The 16,872-nt window shown below is 69.1% G+C and carries 13 protein-coding genes; 12 read left to right on the forward strand and 1 reads right to left on the reverse strand.

The features are described 5' to 3' along the window. The first annotated feature begins 57 nt into the window (after positions 1 to 57). The 12 genes from ACFSKW_RS30190 (at position 58) to ACFSKW_RS30245 (ending at position 15,443) form a co-directional block, all read left to right on the forward strand. The gene (locus ACFSKW_RS30190; protein ID WP_379575869.1) at positions 58 to 696 is read left to right on the forward strand and encodes a cation efflux transmembrane domain-containing protein; all 639 of its coding nucleotides are present in this window, start codon (positions 58 to 60) and stop codon (positions 694 to 696) included. A gap of 132 nt (positions 697 to 828) precedes the next feature. Then, positions 829 to 2,586, forward strand: a complete 1,758-nt coding sequence (locus ACFSKW_RS30195; RefSeq protein ID WP_379575870.1) for a substrate-binding domain-containing protein — start codon at positions 829 to 831, stop codon at positions 2,584 to 2,586. Positions 2,587 to 2,694: 108 nt separating this feature from the next. Beyond that, positions 2,695 to 4,284, forward strand: coding sequence for an RNA polymerase sigma factor (locus tag ACFSKW_RS30200; RefSeq protein ID WP_379575871.1), 1,590 nt, complete (start codon positions 2,695 to 2,697; stop codon positions 4,282 to 4,284). Between the two features lie 262 nt (positions 4,285 to 4,546). Then, positions 4,547 to 4,915 carry a hypothetical protein gene (locus ACFSKW_RS30205; protein WP_379575872.1) on the forward strand — a complete coding sequence of 123 codons (369 nt, stop codon included), beginning with the start codon at positions 4,547 to 4,549 and terminating at the stop codon, positions 4,913 to 4,915. Then, positions 4,912 to 6,042, forward strand: a complete 1,131-nt coding sequence (locus ACFSKW_RS30210) for a GNAT family N-acetyltransferase (RefSeq protein WP_379575873.1) — start codon at positions 4,912 to 4,914, stop codon at positions 6,040 to 6,042. Before ACFSKW_RS30205 ends, ACFSKW_RS30210 begins: the two co-directional genes overlap by 4 nt. A gap of 208 nt (positions 6,043 to 6,250) precedes the next feature. Beyond that, positions 6,251 to 7,087 (forward strand): glycosyltransferase family 2 protein, encoded by an 837-nt coding sequence (locus ACFSKW_RS30215; RefSeq protein ID WP_379575874.1) that lies wholly within the window; start codon positions 6,251 to 6,253, stop codon positions 7,085 to 7,087. A gap of 10 nt (positions 7,088 to 7,097) precedes the next feature. Further along, the gene (locus ACFSKW_RS30220) at positions 7,098 to 8,039 is read left to right on the forward strand and encodes a glycosyltransferase family 2 protein (protein WP_379575875.1); all 942 of its coding nucleotides are present in this window, start codon (positions 7,098 to 7,100) and stop codon (positions 8,037 to 8,039) included. Further along, entirely contained in the window at positions 8,036 to 8,839 is an 804-nt protein-coding gene (locus ACFSKW_RS30225) for a polysaccharide deacetylase family protein (protein WP_379575876.1), read from the forward strand. Before ACFSKW_RS30220 ends, ACFSKW_RS30225 begins: the two co-directional genes overlap by 4 nt. Beyond that, positions 8,832 to 10,154, forward strand: a complete 1,323-nt coding sequence (locus tag ACFSKW_RS30230; protein ID WP_379575877.1) for a lipopolysaccharide biosynthesis protein — start codon at positions 8,832 to 8,834, stop codon at positions 10,152 to 10,154. Before ACFSKW_RS30225 ends, ACFSKW_RS30230 begins: the two co-directional genes overlap by 8 nt. An 8-nt stretch (positions 10,155 to 10,162) precedes the next feature. Then, positions 10,163 to 13,348, forward strand: coding sequence for an ICP22 family protein (locus ACFSKW_RS30235; RefSeq protein WP_379575878.1), 3,186 nt, complete (start codon positions 10,163 to 10,165; stop codon positions 13,346 to 13,348). 50 nt (positions 13,349 to 13,398) lie between these two features. After that, on the forward strand, positions 13,399 to 14,586 hold the full coding sequence (locus tag ACFSKW_RS30240) for a DUF418 domain-containing protein (RefSeq protein ID WP_379576321.1): 1,188 nt from the start codon (positions 13,399 to 13,401) through the stop codon (positions 14,584 to 14,586). Between the two features lie 35 nt (positions 14,587 to 14,621). Then, on the forward strand, positions 14,622 to 15,443 hold the full coding sequence (locus tag ACFSKW_RS30245) for an SDR family NAD(P)-dependent oxidoreductase (protein ID WP_379575879.1): 822 nt from the start codon (positions 14,622 to 14,624) through the stop codon (positions 15,441 to 15,443). On the opposite strand, the gene ACFSKW_RS30250 is transcribed toward ACFSKW_RS30245, so the two are convergent. Then, positions 15,440 to 16,819, reverse strand: coding sequence for a GH39 family glycosyl hydrolase (locus ACFSKW_RS30250; RefSeq protein WP_379575880.1), 1,380 nt, complete (start codon positions 16,817 to 16,819; stop codon positions 15,440 to 15,442). The two genes, ACFSKW_RS30245 and ACFSKW_RS30250, sit on opposite strands and share 4 nt — an antisense overlap. Between the last annotated feature and the right edge of the window lie 53 nt (positions 16,820 to 16,872).

Genomic DNA, 16,872 nt, shown 5'->3' on the forward strand with positions numbered 1-16,872 from the left:
TGCGTGATGGATAAGGTACGGAGCGCTGCCGTCGCCTGGAGGGATGTGATCGGGGTCATGGTTCCTGACCAGCGGAGTCGCCCGCATCCGGTCGTGTCGGCCGCCTGGCTCCGCGACGCGGCGAGGGCGCGGACCCTGTCGATGCTCACCCTGGTATGGCTGGGCCTGGAGAGCACGCTCGGCCTGGCGGCGGGGCTGGCCGCGCATTCGGTCGCGCTGATCGGGTGGGGGCTGTCCTCCCTCGTCGAGGCGCTGGCGAGCCTGATCGTGGTGTGGCGCTTCACCGGCGCGCGCACGCTCTCCCCCCACGCGGAGGGGCGGGCCAGGCGCGCGGTGGCGGTGAGCTTCTGGGTGCTGGCGCCCTATCTGGTCGTCCACGTGCTGCACGATCTCGACGAGGGCTACCGCGCGACCCCGACCGTGCTGGGCATCGCGGTGACGGCGGTGAGCCTGGTGAGCATGCCGGCGCTCGGCCTCGCCAAGCGGCGGCTCGGCGCGCGGCTCGGATCGGCGGCCACGCGCGGGGAGGGCGCACAGAACCTCATGTGCGCGGCGGTGGCCGGCGGTGTCCTGGCCGGGCTGTGGCTCAACACGCTCGGCTGGTGGTGGGTCGATCCGGCGGTGGCGGTGGGGCTGGCGGCGGTAGCCGTGCGCGAGGGAGCCCGTGCGTGGCGTGGTCACGACTGCTGCCACTGACAGGCACTCTCGGTAATCGATGCACCAAATCAGTGGTTTTGCCACACCAAGTGCACCCAGTATCGTTCCGTGAGCACCGCGGAGTTTCTCCCGGTATGGTGACCCGAATCTATCGACACCAAAGAGGGCAACGTGGGGCGACACCGTACAGACGAGCTCGATGACGGCTATCGCACCCCCCGCCGACGCCCCGGCAGAGGGCGCGGCAGGGTGCTGGTTCCCCTGGCGGGTGCGGTCGCGCTCGCCGTCCTCCTGGGTGTCGCCGCCTTCGTCATCTTCACCAGGGAGCGCGGCTGCACGGGCGACCCGCTCGCGCTGCGCGTCGTGGCCACTCCTGACATCACGCCCGCGCTGAACAAGGTCGCAGGGTCGTTCAACAAGACGGGCAAGGCCGTGGACGGCCACTGCGTCACCGTGACCGTCGCCAAGGAGTCGGCGGCGAAGTCGGCCAACAGCTACGCCAACGGCAACCTGAACGCCGACATGTGGATCGCCGATTCGAGCCTGCTGGTCGGCATGCTGCGTGAGGCCGAGTCGGGGGTCACGCTGCCCGCGCCGACCGGCTCGGCCGCCACCTCGCCCATCGTGCTGGTCGCCGCCAAGAGCGCCGCCGCGAACCTGGCCAAGAGTCTGAAGCCGAGCTGGCAGAGCCTGATCAGCGTGGCGAACGTGGCCAACGCCGACGGGCCGGGCAAGAACATCCGCGTCCTGGCGCTCGACCCCGCCAAGAACTCCGCGGGGCTGGGCGCCCTCGTCGCCGCCGCGGGCGCGGCCAAGGAGGCGGGTCTGGGCGACGAACAGCTCATCGGCGCGCTGAAGAAGCTCTCCGAGCAGATCGCCGCCGACCCGAGCGCGCTGCTGGCCAGCCTGACCGTCAAGTCGGGCAGCAAGGTGCCGATCGGAGTCGCCTCCGAGCAGAGCGTCTGGGCGCACAACGCCAAGAAGTCCGCCTCGCCCGTCGTGCCGCTGTACCCGGAGGACGGCACGCTGAGCCTGGACTACCCGATCGTCGTGACCGCCAAGGACGCCGCCACCCAGAAGGCCGCCGCCGCGTTCACGCAGGAACTCGCCACCGACTCCGCCAAGTCGACGCTGCGCGAGTTCGGCTTCCGCACCCCCGACGGCAAGGGAGGCGGCGCGCTCGCCGCGGACAAGGGCTTCGAGCAGGACGCCCCCCAGGCGCTGCCCTCGCCCGACACCAAGAACGTGGCGAGCATGCGGCAGACCTGGTCACGTCTCAACCTGGGCACCAGGATGCTGGCGCTGCTGGACGTCTCGGGCACCATGGCGCTGCCCGTCCCCGGCGCGGGCATGACGCGCATGCAGGCCATCAGCAAGATCGCCGGCGAGGGGCTCAGCCTGTTCGAGGCCGACAGCGAGATCGGCGTCTGGAGCTTCTCCACGCTGCTCGACGGCCAGAAGGACTACAAGGAACTGGTCTCGGTCGGCCCGCTGAGCGAGATGGTCAACGGCGTGCCCCGCAAGCAGATCCTCGGCCAGCAGCTGACCACCGTGCAGGCCAAGGCCACCGGCGACACCGGGCTCAACGACACCCTGACGGCCGCCTACAAGGCGATGAAGGACAGCTACGAGCGCGACAAGATCAATACGATCCTGATCCTGACCGACGGCGCGGGCAACGACGACCCCACCGGCAAGATCACCAACGCGCGGATGGTGGAGTTCCTGAAAGAGGAGTACGACCCGAAGCGGCCGGTCAACCTGCTGATCATCGCGTTCGGGCCCGACGCGCCCAAGGGCAGGAAGCAGATGGACGCGCTGGCGGCGGCCAGCGGCGGCGAGGCCTACATCGCGGAGAACATCCTCGATGTCCGCAAGTTCTTCGTGCAGGGCATGAAGCGGCGCCTGTGCGCGCCCGACTGCCGCTGACAAAGGCACCGATACCCGGTCGTTATGCCAAGGCAACCCCCTTCCAGGAGGGGGCGTCCTACCCGCGTGGGGCTGTGAGAACGAGCTCGCCCACGGGGAGGAAGATCCGTGCCCGGATGGCCTACTGTCGACCGCGCCGACGATCACGAACTGGTGGAGGCGCTGCGCCGTGCCGACCCCGACGCCCCCGCCCATCTCTACGACGCCTACGCCGAGCGGCTCCACGACTACGCGTGCTCGCTGACCGGCGACCGCGACGCCGCGGCCGACGCCGTGCACGACGCGCTGGTGACGGCGCAGGGCCGTACCGACCAGCTGAAGGAGAGCGGCAGGCTGCGGGCCTGGCTCTACGCGCTGGCGCGCTTCCAGAGCGTCGCCAAGACCCCCAAGACGACCGGCACCCCTCCGCCCGTCCTGGACGACCCCGAGGACCCCGAGCTGGCCGAGCTGGTGCACGAGGCGCTCGGCGAGCTGAGCAGAGGCGAGCGCGAGGTGCTCGAGCTCTCGCTGCGGCACGGGCTGACCCCTTCCGAGGTGGGCGCGGTGCTCGGGCTCACCTCCAGGCAGGCCGCGACCAGGCTGGGCAGGGCCCGAGACCACCTGGAGAACGCCGCCGCGGCCGTCGTGCTCGCCAGGACCGGGCGCGCGCACTGCCCCGACCTGTCGGCGATGGTCGACTCGTGGGAGGGGCCGCTCACCCCGATCCTGCGCCGCCGCCTGTCAGGGCACATCGGCGGCTGCGAGGTCTGCACCGAGGGCAGGCACCGGCACGTCTCCGCGGGCAGGCTCCTCGACATGGTGCCGGTCGCGTTCCCGCCGATCTCGCTGCGCCGCAGGGTGATCGACACCTGCACCAGCCCCGCGCGGGACCAGACCCGCACACTGATCACCGAGCGCGGTGACAGCTTCGACAGGACGGGCTTCCCCGTGACGGTGGAGCGCCGCTCGCGCCGCAGGCCGCGCCGCCTGGCGCCGGTCTTCACGGTCGGGGCCTGCGTGCTGGCCGCGACGGGGGCGATGGTCGTGATGAACGGCCAGGCCGAGCCCGCCGCGTTGCGCGTCGTCCCTTCCGCTTCGCCTTCGGTCTCCGGCGTGGCGCCGGGCGTGGCCGATCCGTCCGCCGATCCCTCGGGGGAGCTAGCGCTGGAGCCCGAGCCGCAGGACGAAGGCGAGGAGACGGCCGAGCCGACGCCCACGGCAGGCCGTACGGACGGGCAGGTGCCGCAGTCGCGGCCGGCGGCCAGGCCCGCGCCGACCCCCGCCTCGCCCCCGTCGACCAGGCGGCCGAGGCCGACCGCGACCCGCACCAAGCCGCCCGCCCCGGCCGCCAGGCTCTCGGTCACCTGCCCGGGTGCCGTCGAAGGAGCCGGCACCGTACGGCTGGCCGCCCGCAACATGACCGTCACCTGGAGCGCCGGCGCGTCGGACGGTCTCGACGTGTTCCCCGCCGGGGGTTCGATCAAGGCAGGTCAGGCGGCGTCCGTCTGGGTGACGGTCAACGATCCGGGCGCCGCGGGCACGGGCACCGTCACGATCAGGTCCAACGGCGGCGGCGGTTCCTGCGCCGTTTCGTGGAGCGGGCAGGAGGGCAACGAGCCCGAGCCGACCGAGGAACCTCCCACCTCTTCAGCCCCCACCGAAACACCTGCCCCGGGTGTGGCGAGCAGCACATCGACGCATGAGCCGCAAGGTGATTAAGACCTCATTTTGGTGACAAAGACCAACAAACCCGACTTTGGGCGGTGATGATCTCCGTCAATAGGGCAAGCTAGATGGCCTGTGGGGCCACGCAGTGTTGGACGCTCTTGACAGTGTGTTGAACAACACATTGGAATCTCGGCATGTTCGGTAAACCTGGAGCTGCCGTCAGACGTCGGCATTGACGACCCCAAGGCAAGGTTGATCCCATGAATAATGCGATCAATCGTGTCTTAGCCAGCTAGCAGCCAGGAGTGGGGAGATGGTCAGCAAGTGGAGGGCGCTCACATGGGTGCTGGCGGCCGCGTGCATCGCGGGGGCGGTGATCGCGCTCGCCGACATCCAGACGCCACTGCGTCCGCTTCTGATCTCTCTGTTCCTTTTGGTCGTTCCTGGCGCCGCGGTAGTCGGACTGTTGCGTGATCGTGACCCACTTGCCGCACTATCAGTAGGAGCTGCGGCAAGTCTCATTCTTAACGTTCTCCTTGCCCAAGCCATGCTTCTGTTCGACGCATGGTCCCCACGGGCCGGCGTTGCGACAGTCGCCGTGCTCGCTGGGTTCATGTACGTACTGCGCGTGTTGTATCGGGGGAAGAACATGCAGAGCGAACAGGGGGCGAGGTCACGGTGAGAATCTCGATCGTTCGCCCGGGCGAGCTCGGCGAGCCCGAACGGGTTCGATGGCGGGAGTTGCAGAAGGCGGATCCCTCGCTGGACAACCCCTTCCTGTCGGTCGAGTTCGCGCTCGCGATGGATCGCCTGCGCGACTACGTGCGAGTGGCCGTCGTCCACGACGGCGACTCGATCGCGGGGTTCTTCCCCTACGAACGGCACAGCTTCGGCATCGGCAAGCCGCTCGGCGGCTTTCTGACCACGTGTCATGGCCTGATCTCGGCCCCCGGGCTGAAGATCGACACGAAGGCCCTCCTCAGGGCCGCCAAGCTGAGCGTCTTCGACTTCGACCACATGGTGGCGGGTCAGGCGACGTTCGCGCCGTTCGAGACCGACGTCAGACCCGCCCCGATCATGGACTTCACCGAGGGGTTCGACGTCTGGATCGAGCAGGTCAAGGCCAACTCGCCCAAGAACCTGAAGACCGTGCGCTACAAGGAGCGCAAGCTCGGCAGGGAGCAGGGCGAGTTGCGCTTCGAGTACGCCTCGGCCGATCCCGAGGTGCTGCGCGTGCTTCTCAACTGGAAGTCCGACCAGTACCGCAGGACCGGCAGGGTGGACAGGTTCGCCCAGCCGTGGATCGTGGAGCTCATCGATCTGATGCACGCCGAACAATCCGCCGACTTCTCCGGCGTGCTCACCATGCTCTATGCCGGTGACACTCCGGTGGCAGGCCATTTCGGACTGCGCACGGCGACCACTCTGGTCGGCTGGTTCCCCGCCTACGACACCGAGTTCGCCCGCTACTCGCCCGGCATCGTGCACCACTTGCAGATGGCCGAGCACGCGGCGAGGGCGGGAGTCCTCGCCGTGGACATGGGCAAGGGCGGCAAGGAGTACAAGGACTGGCTCAAGAGCGGCGTGCTCTACGTGTCCGAAGGACGCGTGTCCAGGCCCTCCGCCACCGCGGCCGTCCATTGGATCGGCAGGACTCCTGTTAACAAGGCGCGAACAATCGTGCTCGATCGACCGTCTCTCTATAAGGTGGCCGATCGCGTACTGAAGGGATTCGGGCGGGTGCGAACGACTCTGCAGTCCGATTCGTCATCGGAGTCAGTCGTCAAGGAACCCTCGGGAGCGCGTTAAGCGCCCCCAACCCTCGCACCACGGCACCACCAGCACGAGCACCAGCACCACCAGCACCACTGGTAACACCAGCACCTCCATTGGCACCCTCACCCCATGGACCCTTCATGCACCGTTCGTCACTTCTGCCATTCCCGATGATCCATAGGATCGCGGATGGCCCCGGGTCCGTACGGCAGCGACAGGTCCCGGAAGGATTTAGCGCACCATGAGTCCCGAGATCATCAAGACAAACGGCCACAAGGTCCAGGGTGCCGCCCTGCGATCGATGCCGCCGATCGAACGGTTCACGCCCCTCACGCCTCACCTGGCCATTTCCCCGACCGTCAGCGTGGTGGTGCCCGCGATGAACGAGGCGGAGAACCTGCCGCACGTCTTCGCCACCATCCCCCAGTGGATCGACGAGATCGTCCTCGTCGACGGCAACTCGGTCGACGACACGGTGGCGGTGGCCCGCAGGCTCAGGCCGAACGTCAAGATCGTCACCCAGACCGGCAAGGGCAAGGGCGACGCCCTGGCCGCCGGATTCGCCGCCTGCACCAGTGACATCATCGTCATGATCGACGCGGACGGCTCCACGGACGGCCACGAGATCATCTCGTTCGTGGGCGCTCTCGTCACCGGCGCCGACTTCGTCAAGGGCTCGCGCTACATCTCCGGCGGCGGCAGCGACGACCTGACCTTCAGCCGCTACTTCGGCAACAAGGTGCTGACCTCGCTGGTCAACGTCTTCTACCGGACGAAGTACACCGACCTCTGCTACGGCTACAACGCCTTCTGGGCACGTCACCTGCCGGTTCTCAACCTGGACTGCGACGGCTTCGAGGTGGAGACTCTGATGAACGTGCGGGCCGCCAAGGCGGGTCTGCGCGTGCACGAGGTGCCCAGCCACGAGCGCTGCCGTATCCACGGCGAGAGCAACCTGCACGCCGTCCGCGACGGCATCAGGGTGCTCAAGACCATCCTGCGCGAGCGGCGCCGCCGTCCCGCGCAGCCCCTGCCTGAGCCCGCCGCCCGCCCGGCGGCCGACCGGGGCGTCGCGTAAAGGTCCGGTCATGAAGAGTTCGGTCGTCATCTGCGTCTACACCGAAGACCGCTGGGAGGACATCAGGGAAGCGGTCGAGTCCGTCGAGCGCCAGCGGCGCCCAGCGCACGAGCTGATCCTGGTCGTCGACTACAACCCGGATCTGCTGCTCAGGCTGAAGCAGGCCTACCCGCGCGCCGTCGTGGTCGAGAACGTCCACGACAAGGGGCTGTCCGGCGGCAAGAACACCGGGGCCGACGTGGCGACCGGTGACATCGTCGCCTATCTCGACGACGACGCCGTGGCCGACGCCGGGTGGTTGGAAGCTTTGGAGGAGGGCTTCCAGAACCCCGCTGTGGTCGGTGTGGGAGGCAGGACGGATCCGCTCTGGCAAACGGGCGGGCGCCCCGGATGGTTCCCCTACGAGTTCGACTGGACCGTGGGGTGCAGCTACCGGGGCATGCCCGCCGTACGGTCGCCCATCCGCAACGTCATGGGCGGCAACGCCGCGTTCAGGCGCGAGGCCGTCGGCGAGGTCGGCGGCTTCCACAGCGGCATCGGCCGCAGCGTGCAGGGCCGCAAGAGCCGCCCGCTGGGCTGCGAGGAGACCGAGTTCTGCATCAGGCTCTCCCAGCGCAAGCCGGGCTCGATCATGCTGTTCGAGCCCGACGCGGTGATCGGCCACAAGGTGCCGGCCCAGCGCGCCACCTTCGCCTACTTCCGCTCCCGCTGCTACGCGGAGGGCCTGTCCAAGGCCCTGGTCACGCAGAGCGTGGGCACCCAGGACGGGCTGAAGAGCGAGCGGGCGCACGCGCTGAAGGCGCTCCCGCTCGGCGCGCTGCGCGGTCTCGGCGAGGCGGTCCGCGGTGACGTGTCGGGGGCCGGCAGGGCCTTCGCGATCGTGATCGGGCTCGCGTGGACGACCTGGGGCTACGTGGTCGGTTCCGCCCGGCTGAAGGTGGTACGCAAATGATCAGAGTGCCGATCCTGATGTACCACTCGATCACCGAGCGGCCCAACCAGGACACCAGGCCGCACGCCGTGCGGACCAGCGACTTCGCCGAGCAGCTCGACTACCTGTCCACGCGCGGCTTCACCCCCCTGACCGTGGCCGACCTGGTCGCCGCCGTGCACAAGAACAACGGCAGGTCGCTGCCCGACAAGCCGATCGTGCTGACCTTCGACGACGGCTACGCCGACTTCCACACCAACGCGCTGCCGCTCCTGGAGCGGTACGACTTCCCCGCCACGGTCTTCCTGACCAGCGGATGGGTCGCCGACGCCGGCGGTGACGCCGCGGGCAACCCGCTGGACGACATGCTCAGCTGGGGCCAGGCGCGCGAGATCGCGCAGAGCGGCATCGAGATCGGCGGGCACAGTCACAGCCACCCCCAGCTCGACCAGCTGCCCGACGCCGAGCTGCGCCAGGAACTGCGCAGGAACAAGGGCCTGCTCGAAGACAGAATCGGCGCACCTGTCGCCACCATGGCCTACCCTTACGGCTACTCCAGCGCCCGGGTGCGCCGCGAGGTGCGCAGGGCGGGCTACTGGGCCGCGTGCGCGGTGAACAACGCGCTCGCCGCCGACCGCCACGACCTGCTGGCCATCCCGCGCCTCACCGTGGGCCAGCACACGTCGATGACCATGTTCAGGCGGGCGGTCGAGGGCAACTCCATTCCACTGATCTACCTGCGCGAGCGGGTGCTCACCAAGGGCTACGCGGTCGTCAGGAGAACGAGGTACGGACTGCAGCGGGTACGCGGGAATGTCTGACCGTACGGTCCTGCAGAGGCTTCTGCAGGACCTTCGCAACCCGCTCTTCCGCAACGGCTACGCGCTCATGGCCAACACGGCGATCACCGCGACGCTCGGCATGGGCTACTGGCTGCTCGCCACCCAGTTCTACACTCCCGAGGAGTTCGGCAGGGGGCAGGCGCTCATCACGGCGATGCGGCTGTTCGCCTCTCTGACCGCGCTCGGTTTCGTGGGCGCGCTGGCCAGGTACATCCCGATCTCCGGCCGCAGCACCAGCGGCGTCATCCTCCGCGGGTACGGCATGGCGGCCGCCACGGGCGGCGCCGCCGCCGTGGGCTTCCTCATGACGTTGCCCGTGTGGGGCGACATCTACGCGGTGCTCGGCACTCCCGCCATGAGCCTGTTCTTTCTTGGCTCGGTCCTGGTGTGGTCGGTGTTCACCCTCCAGGACGTGGCGCTCACCGGGCTGCGCAAGGCCACATGGGTGCCGGTGAACAACCTGGTGTTCGGCCTGGTCAAAATGGCCCTGCTGGCGGTCCTGGCCAGCCGGCTGCCCTCGGGCGGCATCTTCGTCTCCTGGATGATCCCGACGGCGATCGCGCTGGTGCCCGTCAACTTCCTCATCTTCGGCATCCAGGTGCCCCGGCACATCCGCGCGACCGCGGAGACCGCTCAGCCGCCCAGGCTGCGCGAGATGGGGCGGTTCCTCGCGGGTGACTTCCCCGGCACGCTCTCGATGCTGGCCATCGTCTACCTGGTGCCCGTTCTGGTCGCGGCCAGGGTCGGTGAGGCCACCTTCGGACGCTTCTCCATGGCGCACACTTTGGGCTGCATGATCGAGCTGCTGGCGATGAACATGGCGGTCTCGCTGACCGTGGAGGGCTCGTTCGACCGCTCCATGCTCGCGGCCAACGCCAGAAGGGCGCTGAAGCGCGCGCTGACGATCATCATCCCGATCATCGGGGTGGCGCTGCTCGCCGCCCCACTCATCCTTACGGTCTTCGGCTCCGAATTCGCTGTGGAGGGGACGACGCTTCTGCGCCTGATGGCGCTGGCGGTCCTGCCGAGGGTGCTCATCGAGATCTACCTGAGCTCTCTGCGAGCGCTCGGGCAGGCGCGCAAGCTGGCGTTGGTGCAGATCGGGCTCGCGGTGCTGGTGCTGGCCTCGATGCTCGCCCTCTTCCCCTTCGTGGACGTGAACGCGGTCGGATACGGTCTGCTTTTCAGTGAGATTTTGGTAGCGTTGTTGATCTTCAGAGGCCTTCGTAAAATTCTCAAATACGGCGATACCGGGCAGTCGAGTGTCACCCAAAGGTCGCCCGAGGCCGCATGATGGTCAACGTGAGGCAACCGGCGGGCGATGCGATGACGACGGAGACGACCGGCACGTCCGCGGCTTCCGAGGCCGCGGAGGTGGAGGAGAGCGACGTGTCCGAGGAGCCGGAGTTCGATCCTGACGCCACCGGTGTCATCCCGCGGATCACCGTGCCCAAGAAGGACCCGGCGGCCCCGGACGCGGACGCTCGGCAGGCGGACGAAGCGGCACTGGAGGAGGACGCCGCCGCCGAGACCGACCCCAGCTCGGAGACCGGATCCGTGGAGAGCGATTCCCTCGAGGGTGATTCCCCAGAGACCGGCTCCCCTCGGGCGGACGACGGTCCCCAGGCCGCCGAGGAGGACGAGGCCGCGCAGGAGACCGCGCTCCCCTCGGTGCCGGAGGCGGCACAGGGCGACCCGGAGTCCGCCCACACGGCGCAGAACCACCCTGAAGTCGCCCACACGGCACAGGATGACCCTGAGGCCGCCGACGACGCGGTCACTCAGGAGACCGCCTTCCCTCGATCCGCCGAGGTCGACAGCGACGAGACCAACCCCGCCATCCGGCCCCCAGAGCGGGACGCGGAGGCGGACGACGTCGCCGACGTCACCCAGATCGTGCGTCTGCCCCTGCGACCCCGGCCGGAGGAACAGGCCGAAGCGCACGTGGAGCAGCGGGCGGGGGCCGACCGGAGCGCCGAGCAGCCGGACGACGAGGCCGCAGGACGGTCCGGCGAGGCCGAGGAGGAGACCGAGGCGCTGGTCGGGGAGCAGACCGAGGAGTGGGCCGAGGACACGACCGTCGCCAAGCGCGTCCCCGCCCCCACCTCCGCCCGGGTCGGGCGCGGCCCCGAGGCTCCTGCCTCGACCGAGGATTCCGCCGCCTCCAGACTGACCCCGACGAAGGCCCCTGCCGAGACCGGACGCTCCGCCGCCGAGGCTCCCGCCGAAGCAGCGCGTCCCGCCGCTGAGGCTGCCGCCGAGACCGGGCGCTCCGGCGCCGAGGCGCCTGCCGTACCGGCGAGGAAGCCCGCCGCCCCCGCCCCCGGGTGGGGGGCGCGGCTGACGGCGCTGGTGCAGGGCGCGCCGCGCTGGCTGCCGGTGCTGCTGGTCCTCGAGGGCCTGGTCATGTACGTCCTGGCGCTGCGCGTCTCGCCGGGGCCGCTGCGCGGGGTCGACCCGGCCGACATCGACGGCCTCGGACTGATCTCCGCGATGCCGCTGAGCGCGTTCTTCGCGATCATCCTGATGATCGTCTCGTTCTTCGTGACGGTCACCCAGAGCACCGACCGCAAGTTCCTGCTGCTGTTCCAGATCGCCGCGATCACGTTCGCCCTCCATGGAGCGGGAGCGATCGTGGCCGACGCGCCGCGCTTCCCCACGGCGTACGTGCACGCGGGCCTGGTCGACTTCATCGCCAGAACCGGCGAGTCGGCCATCGGCCTGGACGCGCGCATGGCCTGGCCCGGCTTCTTCGCGCTCTTCGCGTTCGTCGGCAAGGCGGCGGGCATCACCGACTTCACGACGATCCTCAACTGGACGCCGCTGCTGTCGAACCTGCTCTATCTGCTGCCGTTCGTGCTGATCCTGCGCCAGGTGGTCGCGACCACGCGGGCCAGATGGTTCGCGGCGCTGCTGTTCGTCCTGGTGCAGTGGATCGGGCAGGACTACTTCTCGCCGCAGGGCTTCACCTTCGCCCTCTATCTGGCGTTCGTGGCGATCCTGCTGCGCTGGTTCGGCAAGGTCGAAACGCGGAACAAGCCGCTGCCGTCCAAGGGGCGGGTCCGGAGGCTGCTGGCCAAGCTCGACGCGATGCTGCCGGGCGAGCTGGCCTTCACGGGCACGTACAGCGCCGACAAGCTCCTCATGCTGATGATGCTGATCGCGCTGTTCTTCGCCGCGACGGCGTCCCACCAGATCACCCCCTTCATGATGCTGGGCGTGCTGACCGCCTTCCTGCTGGTCAAGCGGACCTCGCTGACGTGGGCGCTGCCGTTCTTCTTCGGCCTGGTGGTGCTGGCGTGGATCAGCTACCAGACGGTCGGGTTCTGGGCCGGCCACATGGACGCGATCTTCGGCGGCATCGGGAGGCTCCTGGAGAACCTCCAGCGCGGCACCGGTGACAGGATCGCGGGCAGCGACCCCGTCCACGCGATGGTGCTCAAGACACGGCTGGGCATCTGCGCGGCCGTCCTCCTGCTGGCGGCCGCGGGCCTGGTCAGACGGCTGCGGCGCGGCGTGTTCGACAGGGCGGCGCTCGTCCTGCTGTGCGTGCCTGTACTGGCCATGGGCCTGCAGAGCTACGGCGGCGAGATGGGCCTGCGGGTCTACATGTTCATGCTGCCGGGCGCCTGCCTGCTGGCCGCCTACGCCTTCTTCCCCAACCTGCCTGCCGACAGCGAGGACGCCTCCGACGAGACGGTGCCCTTCCGCCGGCGCAACGTGAGGTTCAACCCGAGGACCACGAGGATCGTCTCGATCGTCCTGGCCGCGTGCGTGGCGCTCGGCTTCTCGATGGCCTTCCTCATCGCCCGCTACGGCAACGAGAAGTTCGAGCGGACCACCTCGGGCGAGGTCGCAGCGATGCGCTACGTCTACGACCACGACAAGCCGAGCGCCAGGGTGCTGTACCTGGTTCCCAAGCTCGGCCCGGAGGTCACGCCGATCCTGCCGTGGGGCGAGAAGGACTTCGAGAAGGTCGATTACACCCAGCAGGCGCTGGTGCACAAGGACCCGAACGACATCAAGGACGTGGTCGCGAAGCTCAAGAGCAGCGAACGCAACACCTTCCTGGCCGTCACCACCGGGCAGGCCGCCTACCTGCAGCTGAACGAGGGCTATCCGGCCGACTGGTATCCGGCGTTCGTGGCCGCGCTCGACCGGTCCAAGGACCTCAAGAAGGTGTACTCCAACGCGAACGCGGCGCTCTACACGTGGAAGAAGTTCGTCAAGGGCACCGAGATCCCCCTGCCTCGCTACGCGGTCGGCGGGCCGGGTGAGCCCTCCTCGCCGTGGGACCTGGTCGGCGTGCTCGCCCTCGGGCTCACATGGGCGACGCTGCTCTCCTACGAGATGATCCGGCTGCGCGGCACGGACAGAGCTCCGAGGGCGCGCAGGCGGCTGCTGTGGGTCGCGGTGCCCGCGTTCGTGATCGCCGTGGCCGTGGTGGTCTTCCGATTCCTCTACATCGGGCTGAATATGTTCCAGTAATTCAAGAAAAGTCACAGCAAACTCGAAGGTTGCGAGATGATGTCCACTTGATGTGGACATCTGCTCGCGCCCCCGGAGACCGGATCACCGCCGTCGACGCACTGCGTGGTTTCGCTTTGCTCGGCATCCTGGTGGTCAACATCGCCTTCCTGGGTTCCGGCTACCGGATGGCAGGCCTGCCCGAGCCGGGCTTCGACAGCACCCTCGACTGGGGTGTGCGCTGGTTCGTCACCATGTTCATGGAGAACAAGTTCTACCTGCTGTTCTCCTTCCTGTTCGGCTACAGCCTCACCCTGCAGCTCGACTCGGCCGCCAGGCGTGGCACGGCCTTCTCGCCGATGTTCCTGCGCCGGCTGGCGGGGCTGTTCCTGCTCGGGCTGGCGCACGCCGTGCTGCTCTTCCCCGGCGACATCCTCGCCACCTACGCGATGGTCGGCCTGGTGCTGCTGGCGTTGAGGAAGATCCAGCCGAGGACGGCGGTGGTCCTGGCCGTCACGCTGACGTCGCTGCTCGCGGCGGCCTTCGCGCTCGCCGCCGTGGCGGCCACGCTCGGCTTCCATGTGCCAGGCGCGGGCTCGGGCGGGGTCGCGGAGGCACTCAGGGCGGACATGCTGCTGCGCGGCGGGCCCGGCAAGATCATCTCTGAGCACCTGCACGAGCTGTCGATGATCGTCGTGTTGCGGGTGCTGTTCCAGGGCCCGGCCGTGCTGTCCGCCTGCCTGCTCGGGCTCGCCCTCGGCAAGAGGGGCGCGCTGCGCGAGCCGAACCAGGCGATGCTGCCCACGCTCCAGTGGCTGGGCTTCACCGTGGGCGTCGCCGGGCAGGCCTTCCACGCCTACTCGGCCTGGAGCGGCTCGGGGGCCGTGCTGCGGCTGCTCGGCCAGTCCGTCGACCTCGTCACGGCCCCGCTGCTCGCCGCCGCCTACGCCGCCACCCTGCTGCGCCTGCTGCCCCACCTGCCGCGCGTGGCCCGGCTGCTGGCCGCCCCTGGCCGCATGGCGCTGACCAACTACCTCGGGCAGTCGCTGATCTGCTCGCTGATCTTCACCGGGTACGGCCTGGCGCTCGTCGACCGGGTCAGCCCGCCCGCCGAGGTGCTCATCGCGATGGCCGTGTTCGCCCTTCAGGCCGTCGTGAGCCACTGGTGGCTGCGCGGCCGCCGCTACGGCCCCGTCGAGTGGCTCCTGCGCGCGCTCACCTACTGGAGGATTCCGACGACACGGGTGCAACCGTCCTGAGGGTGCCGGTGTTTCAGAGGGTGCAAACGCATTCGATGAAAGGCTCACTCATGGACCTGCAGTTGTCCGGCCGCGTGGCCGTCGTCACCGGCGCCTCCAAGGGCATCGGTCTCGCCACTGTCGCCACCCTTCTGGAGGAGGGCGCGAAGGTGGTGGCGGTCTCGCGCAAGAGCACTCCCGGCCTGGACGCGCTGGCCGGGCCGGACCTGACGCACGCCGCCATCGACCTGATGGACCCCGAAGGGCCCGCGGCCGCGGTGAACCGGGCCGTCGAGGTCTACGGCGGGCTCGACATCCTGGTGAACAACGCCGGCGGTCCGCCGCCCGGCACGAAGCTGCCCCGTTTCGCCTTCCTGGCGCCGACGGACGCGGACTGGCGGGAGATGTTCGAGTTCAACCTGTTCGCGGTCGTGCGTGCGATCAGGGCCGCCATCCCGCACCTGCTGGCGCGCGGCGGCGGCTCGATCGTCAACGTCACCACCGGCGCCGTCAGGCAGCCCGGCCCGATGAACGTCGACTACCAGGCGGCCAAGGCGAGCCTGCTGAACGTGTCGAAGGCGCTGTCGGAGGAGTACGCCCCGCAGGGCATCAGGGTCAACACCGTCGCCCCCGGCCCGGTCAGGACCGCGTGGTGGACGGAGGAGGGCGGCGCGGCCGACATCCTGGCCGGTGCCACGGGCTCCGACCGGGACAGCGTGATGGACACGGTGGCGCCGCAGATGATGAACCTGCTGACGGGCCGGCTCGTCGAGCCGTCGGAGGTCGCCGACGTGATCGCCCTGCTGGCCTCGCCCCGCTCGGCCAGCACGACCGGCGCGGAGTTCGTCGTCGACGGCGGGTTCCTCAAGGCCGTCTAGGAGGTGGTGCCGCGCGGGCTCCACTTGATCTCGTACGGTCCGAAGGTGAACTGCTTGCCGTCCACGGTCGCGGTGAGAGCGGCGTTGGTGGTGTTGACCATCACCATCTGCTCCGGCTGGCCGAGCACGCGCACCTTCGGGTCGCTCGAGGTCGGCTGCTCAACCTTCACGCCCGCGGGGAACCACTTGACGAACCCGCTGAGCAGCCCGGCCATCGGCATCTCGTCCCCACGGCCGGGCACCCACAGGCAGCCGTGGCACTCGCGCTCGTCCTTCTTGTGGGGGTTCCAGTAGAGCGCGGTGGTCACGCCGCTCTTGGCGAACTCCATCATCGCCGTCGCCTGGACCGCGGCGGTCCGCTCCTCGGTCCAGCCGGTGTTCTCCGGCTCCATGTAGTACTCGGCCCACCACACGGGCAGGTCGGGCGCCTGCTGCCGCAGCCACGCGGTGATCGCCGAGAACTTGGCCGTCGCGCTGAACTCGTCGGGGGTGGGCGGCTGGTCCCTGGTCATGGTGGCGCCGTCGACGACGATGAAGTCGGCGCCCTTCTTGTTCTGGATCCAGTACTCGATGGCGCCGAGCACCCGGCGGTCGACCGTGCCCCACGAGCCGCTGACGGGCGAGGTGCCCGCCGTGGGCGCGTGGTGGTCGATCGGCACGTAGGGGCCGCCGACCTTGATCTCGGAGTTCACCTGCTTCAGCGCGTCGTAGACCTTGTTGTAGAGCTCGGTGTAGGACTCGGCGTCCCAGGTGTTGGTGGCCTGGTTCCAGAAGCCCTTGAACTCGTTCCAGACCATGAAGTGCTTGACGGTCGGGTAGCGCCTGGCGACGGTCGCGGCCAGCTTGGCGTAGTCGTCGAAGTGCTCACGCCTGGGAGCGGTGGTCGCGTTCTTCGTCCAGTCGGTACGGCCCGCCGTACCGCCCCTCATCCAGTCGGGCGCGCAGCACAGGGTGATGATCGGGATGCCCCGCGAGTCGGAGACGAGCTTCATGCGCCGGTCGAGATCGCGGAAGTCGTACTTGCCGGGGCTCGGCTCGGGGTTGCCCGCGCCCCAGCCCATGATGTGCTGGTTCTGCAGCATCGGCTCGCGGCCGAGCATGTTCGCGGCGCGGTCCCTGACCTGCTTGACCTCCTGGTCGGCGCTGTACTGCGTGTGGGTGACGCCCCAGCGCGGCCAGTCCTCCGTGACCGGCGGCTGCGCCAGCGTGGGCGCCGCCTGCGACGGCGGGATCGTGTTCTGCTCTCCCGAGGCCTTGGTCCTGGAGCCCGCGTAGATCATGATCCCCGCGACGAGGACCAGCGCGATGACTCCGGCTGCGAGGGCGATCGGCCATGGCGAGCGCCTCTGCGCGTGACGGCCGTTCGTCGGTATCACCGAAGCCTCCTGTAGCGTTCCACACGACGAAGCCGGGTCGTCGCGCCCGGCTC

Origin of the sequence: Nonomuraea mangrovi, assembly GCF_042681425.1 — a bacterium.
Taxonomy (GTDB): Bacteria; Actinomycetota; Actinomycetes; order Streptosporangiales; family Streptosporangiaceae; genus Nonomuraea; species Nonomuraea mangrovi.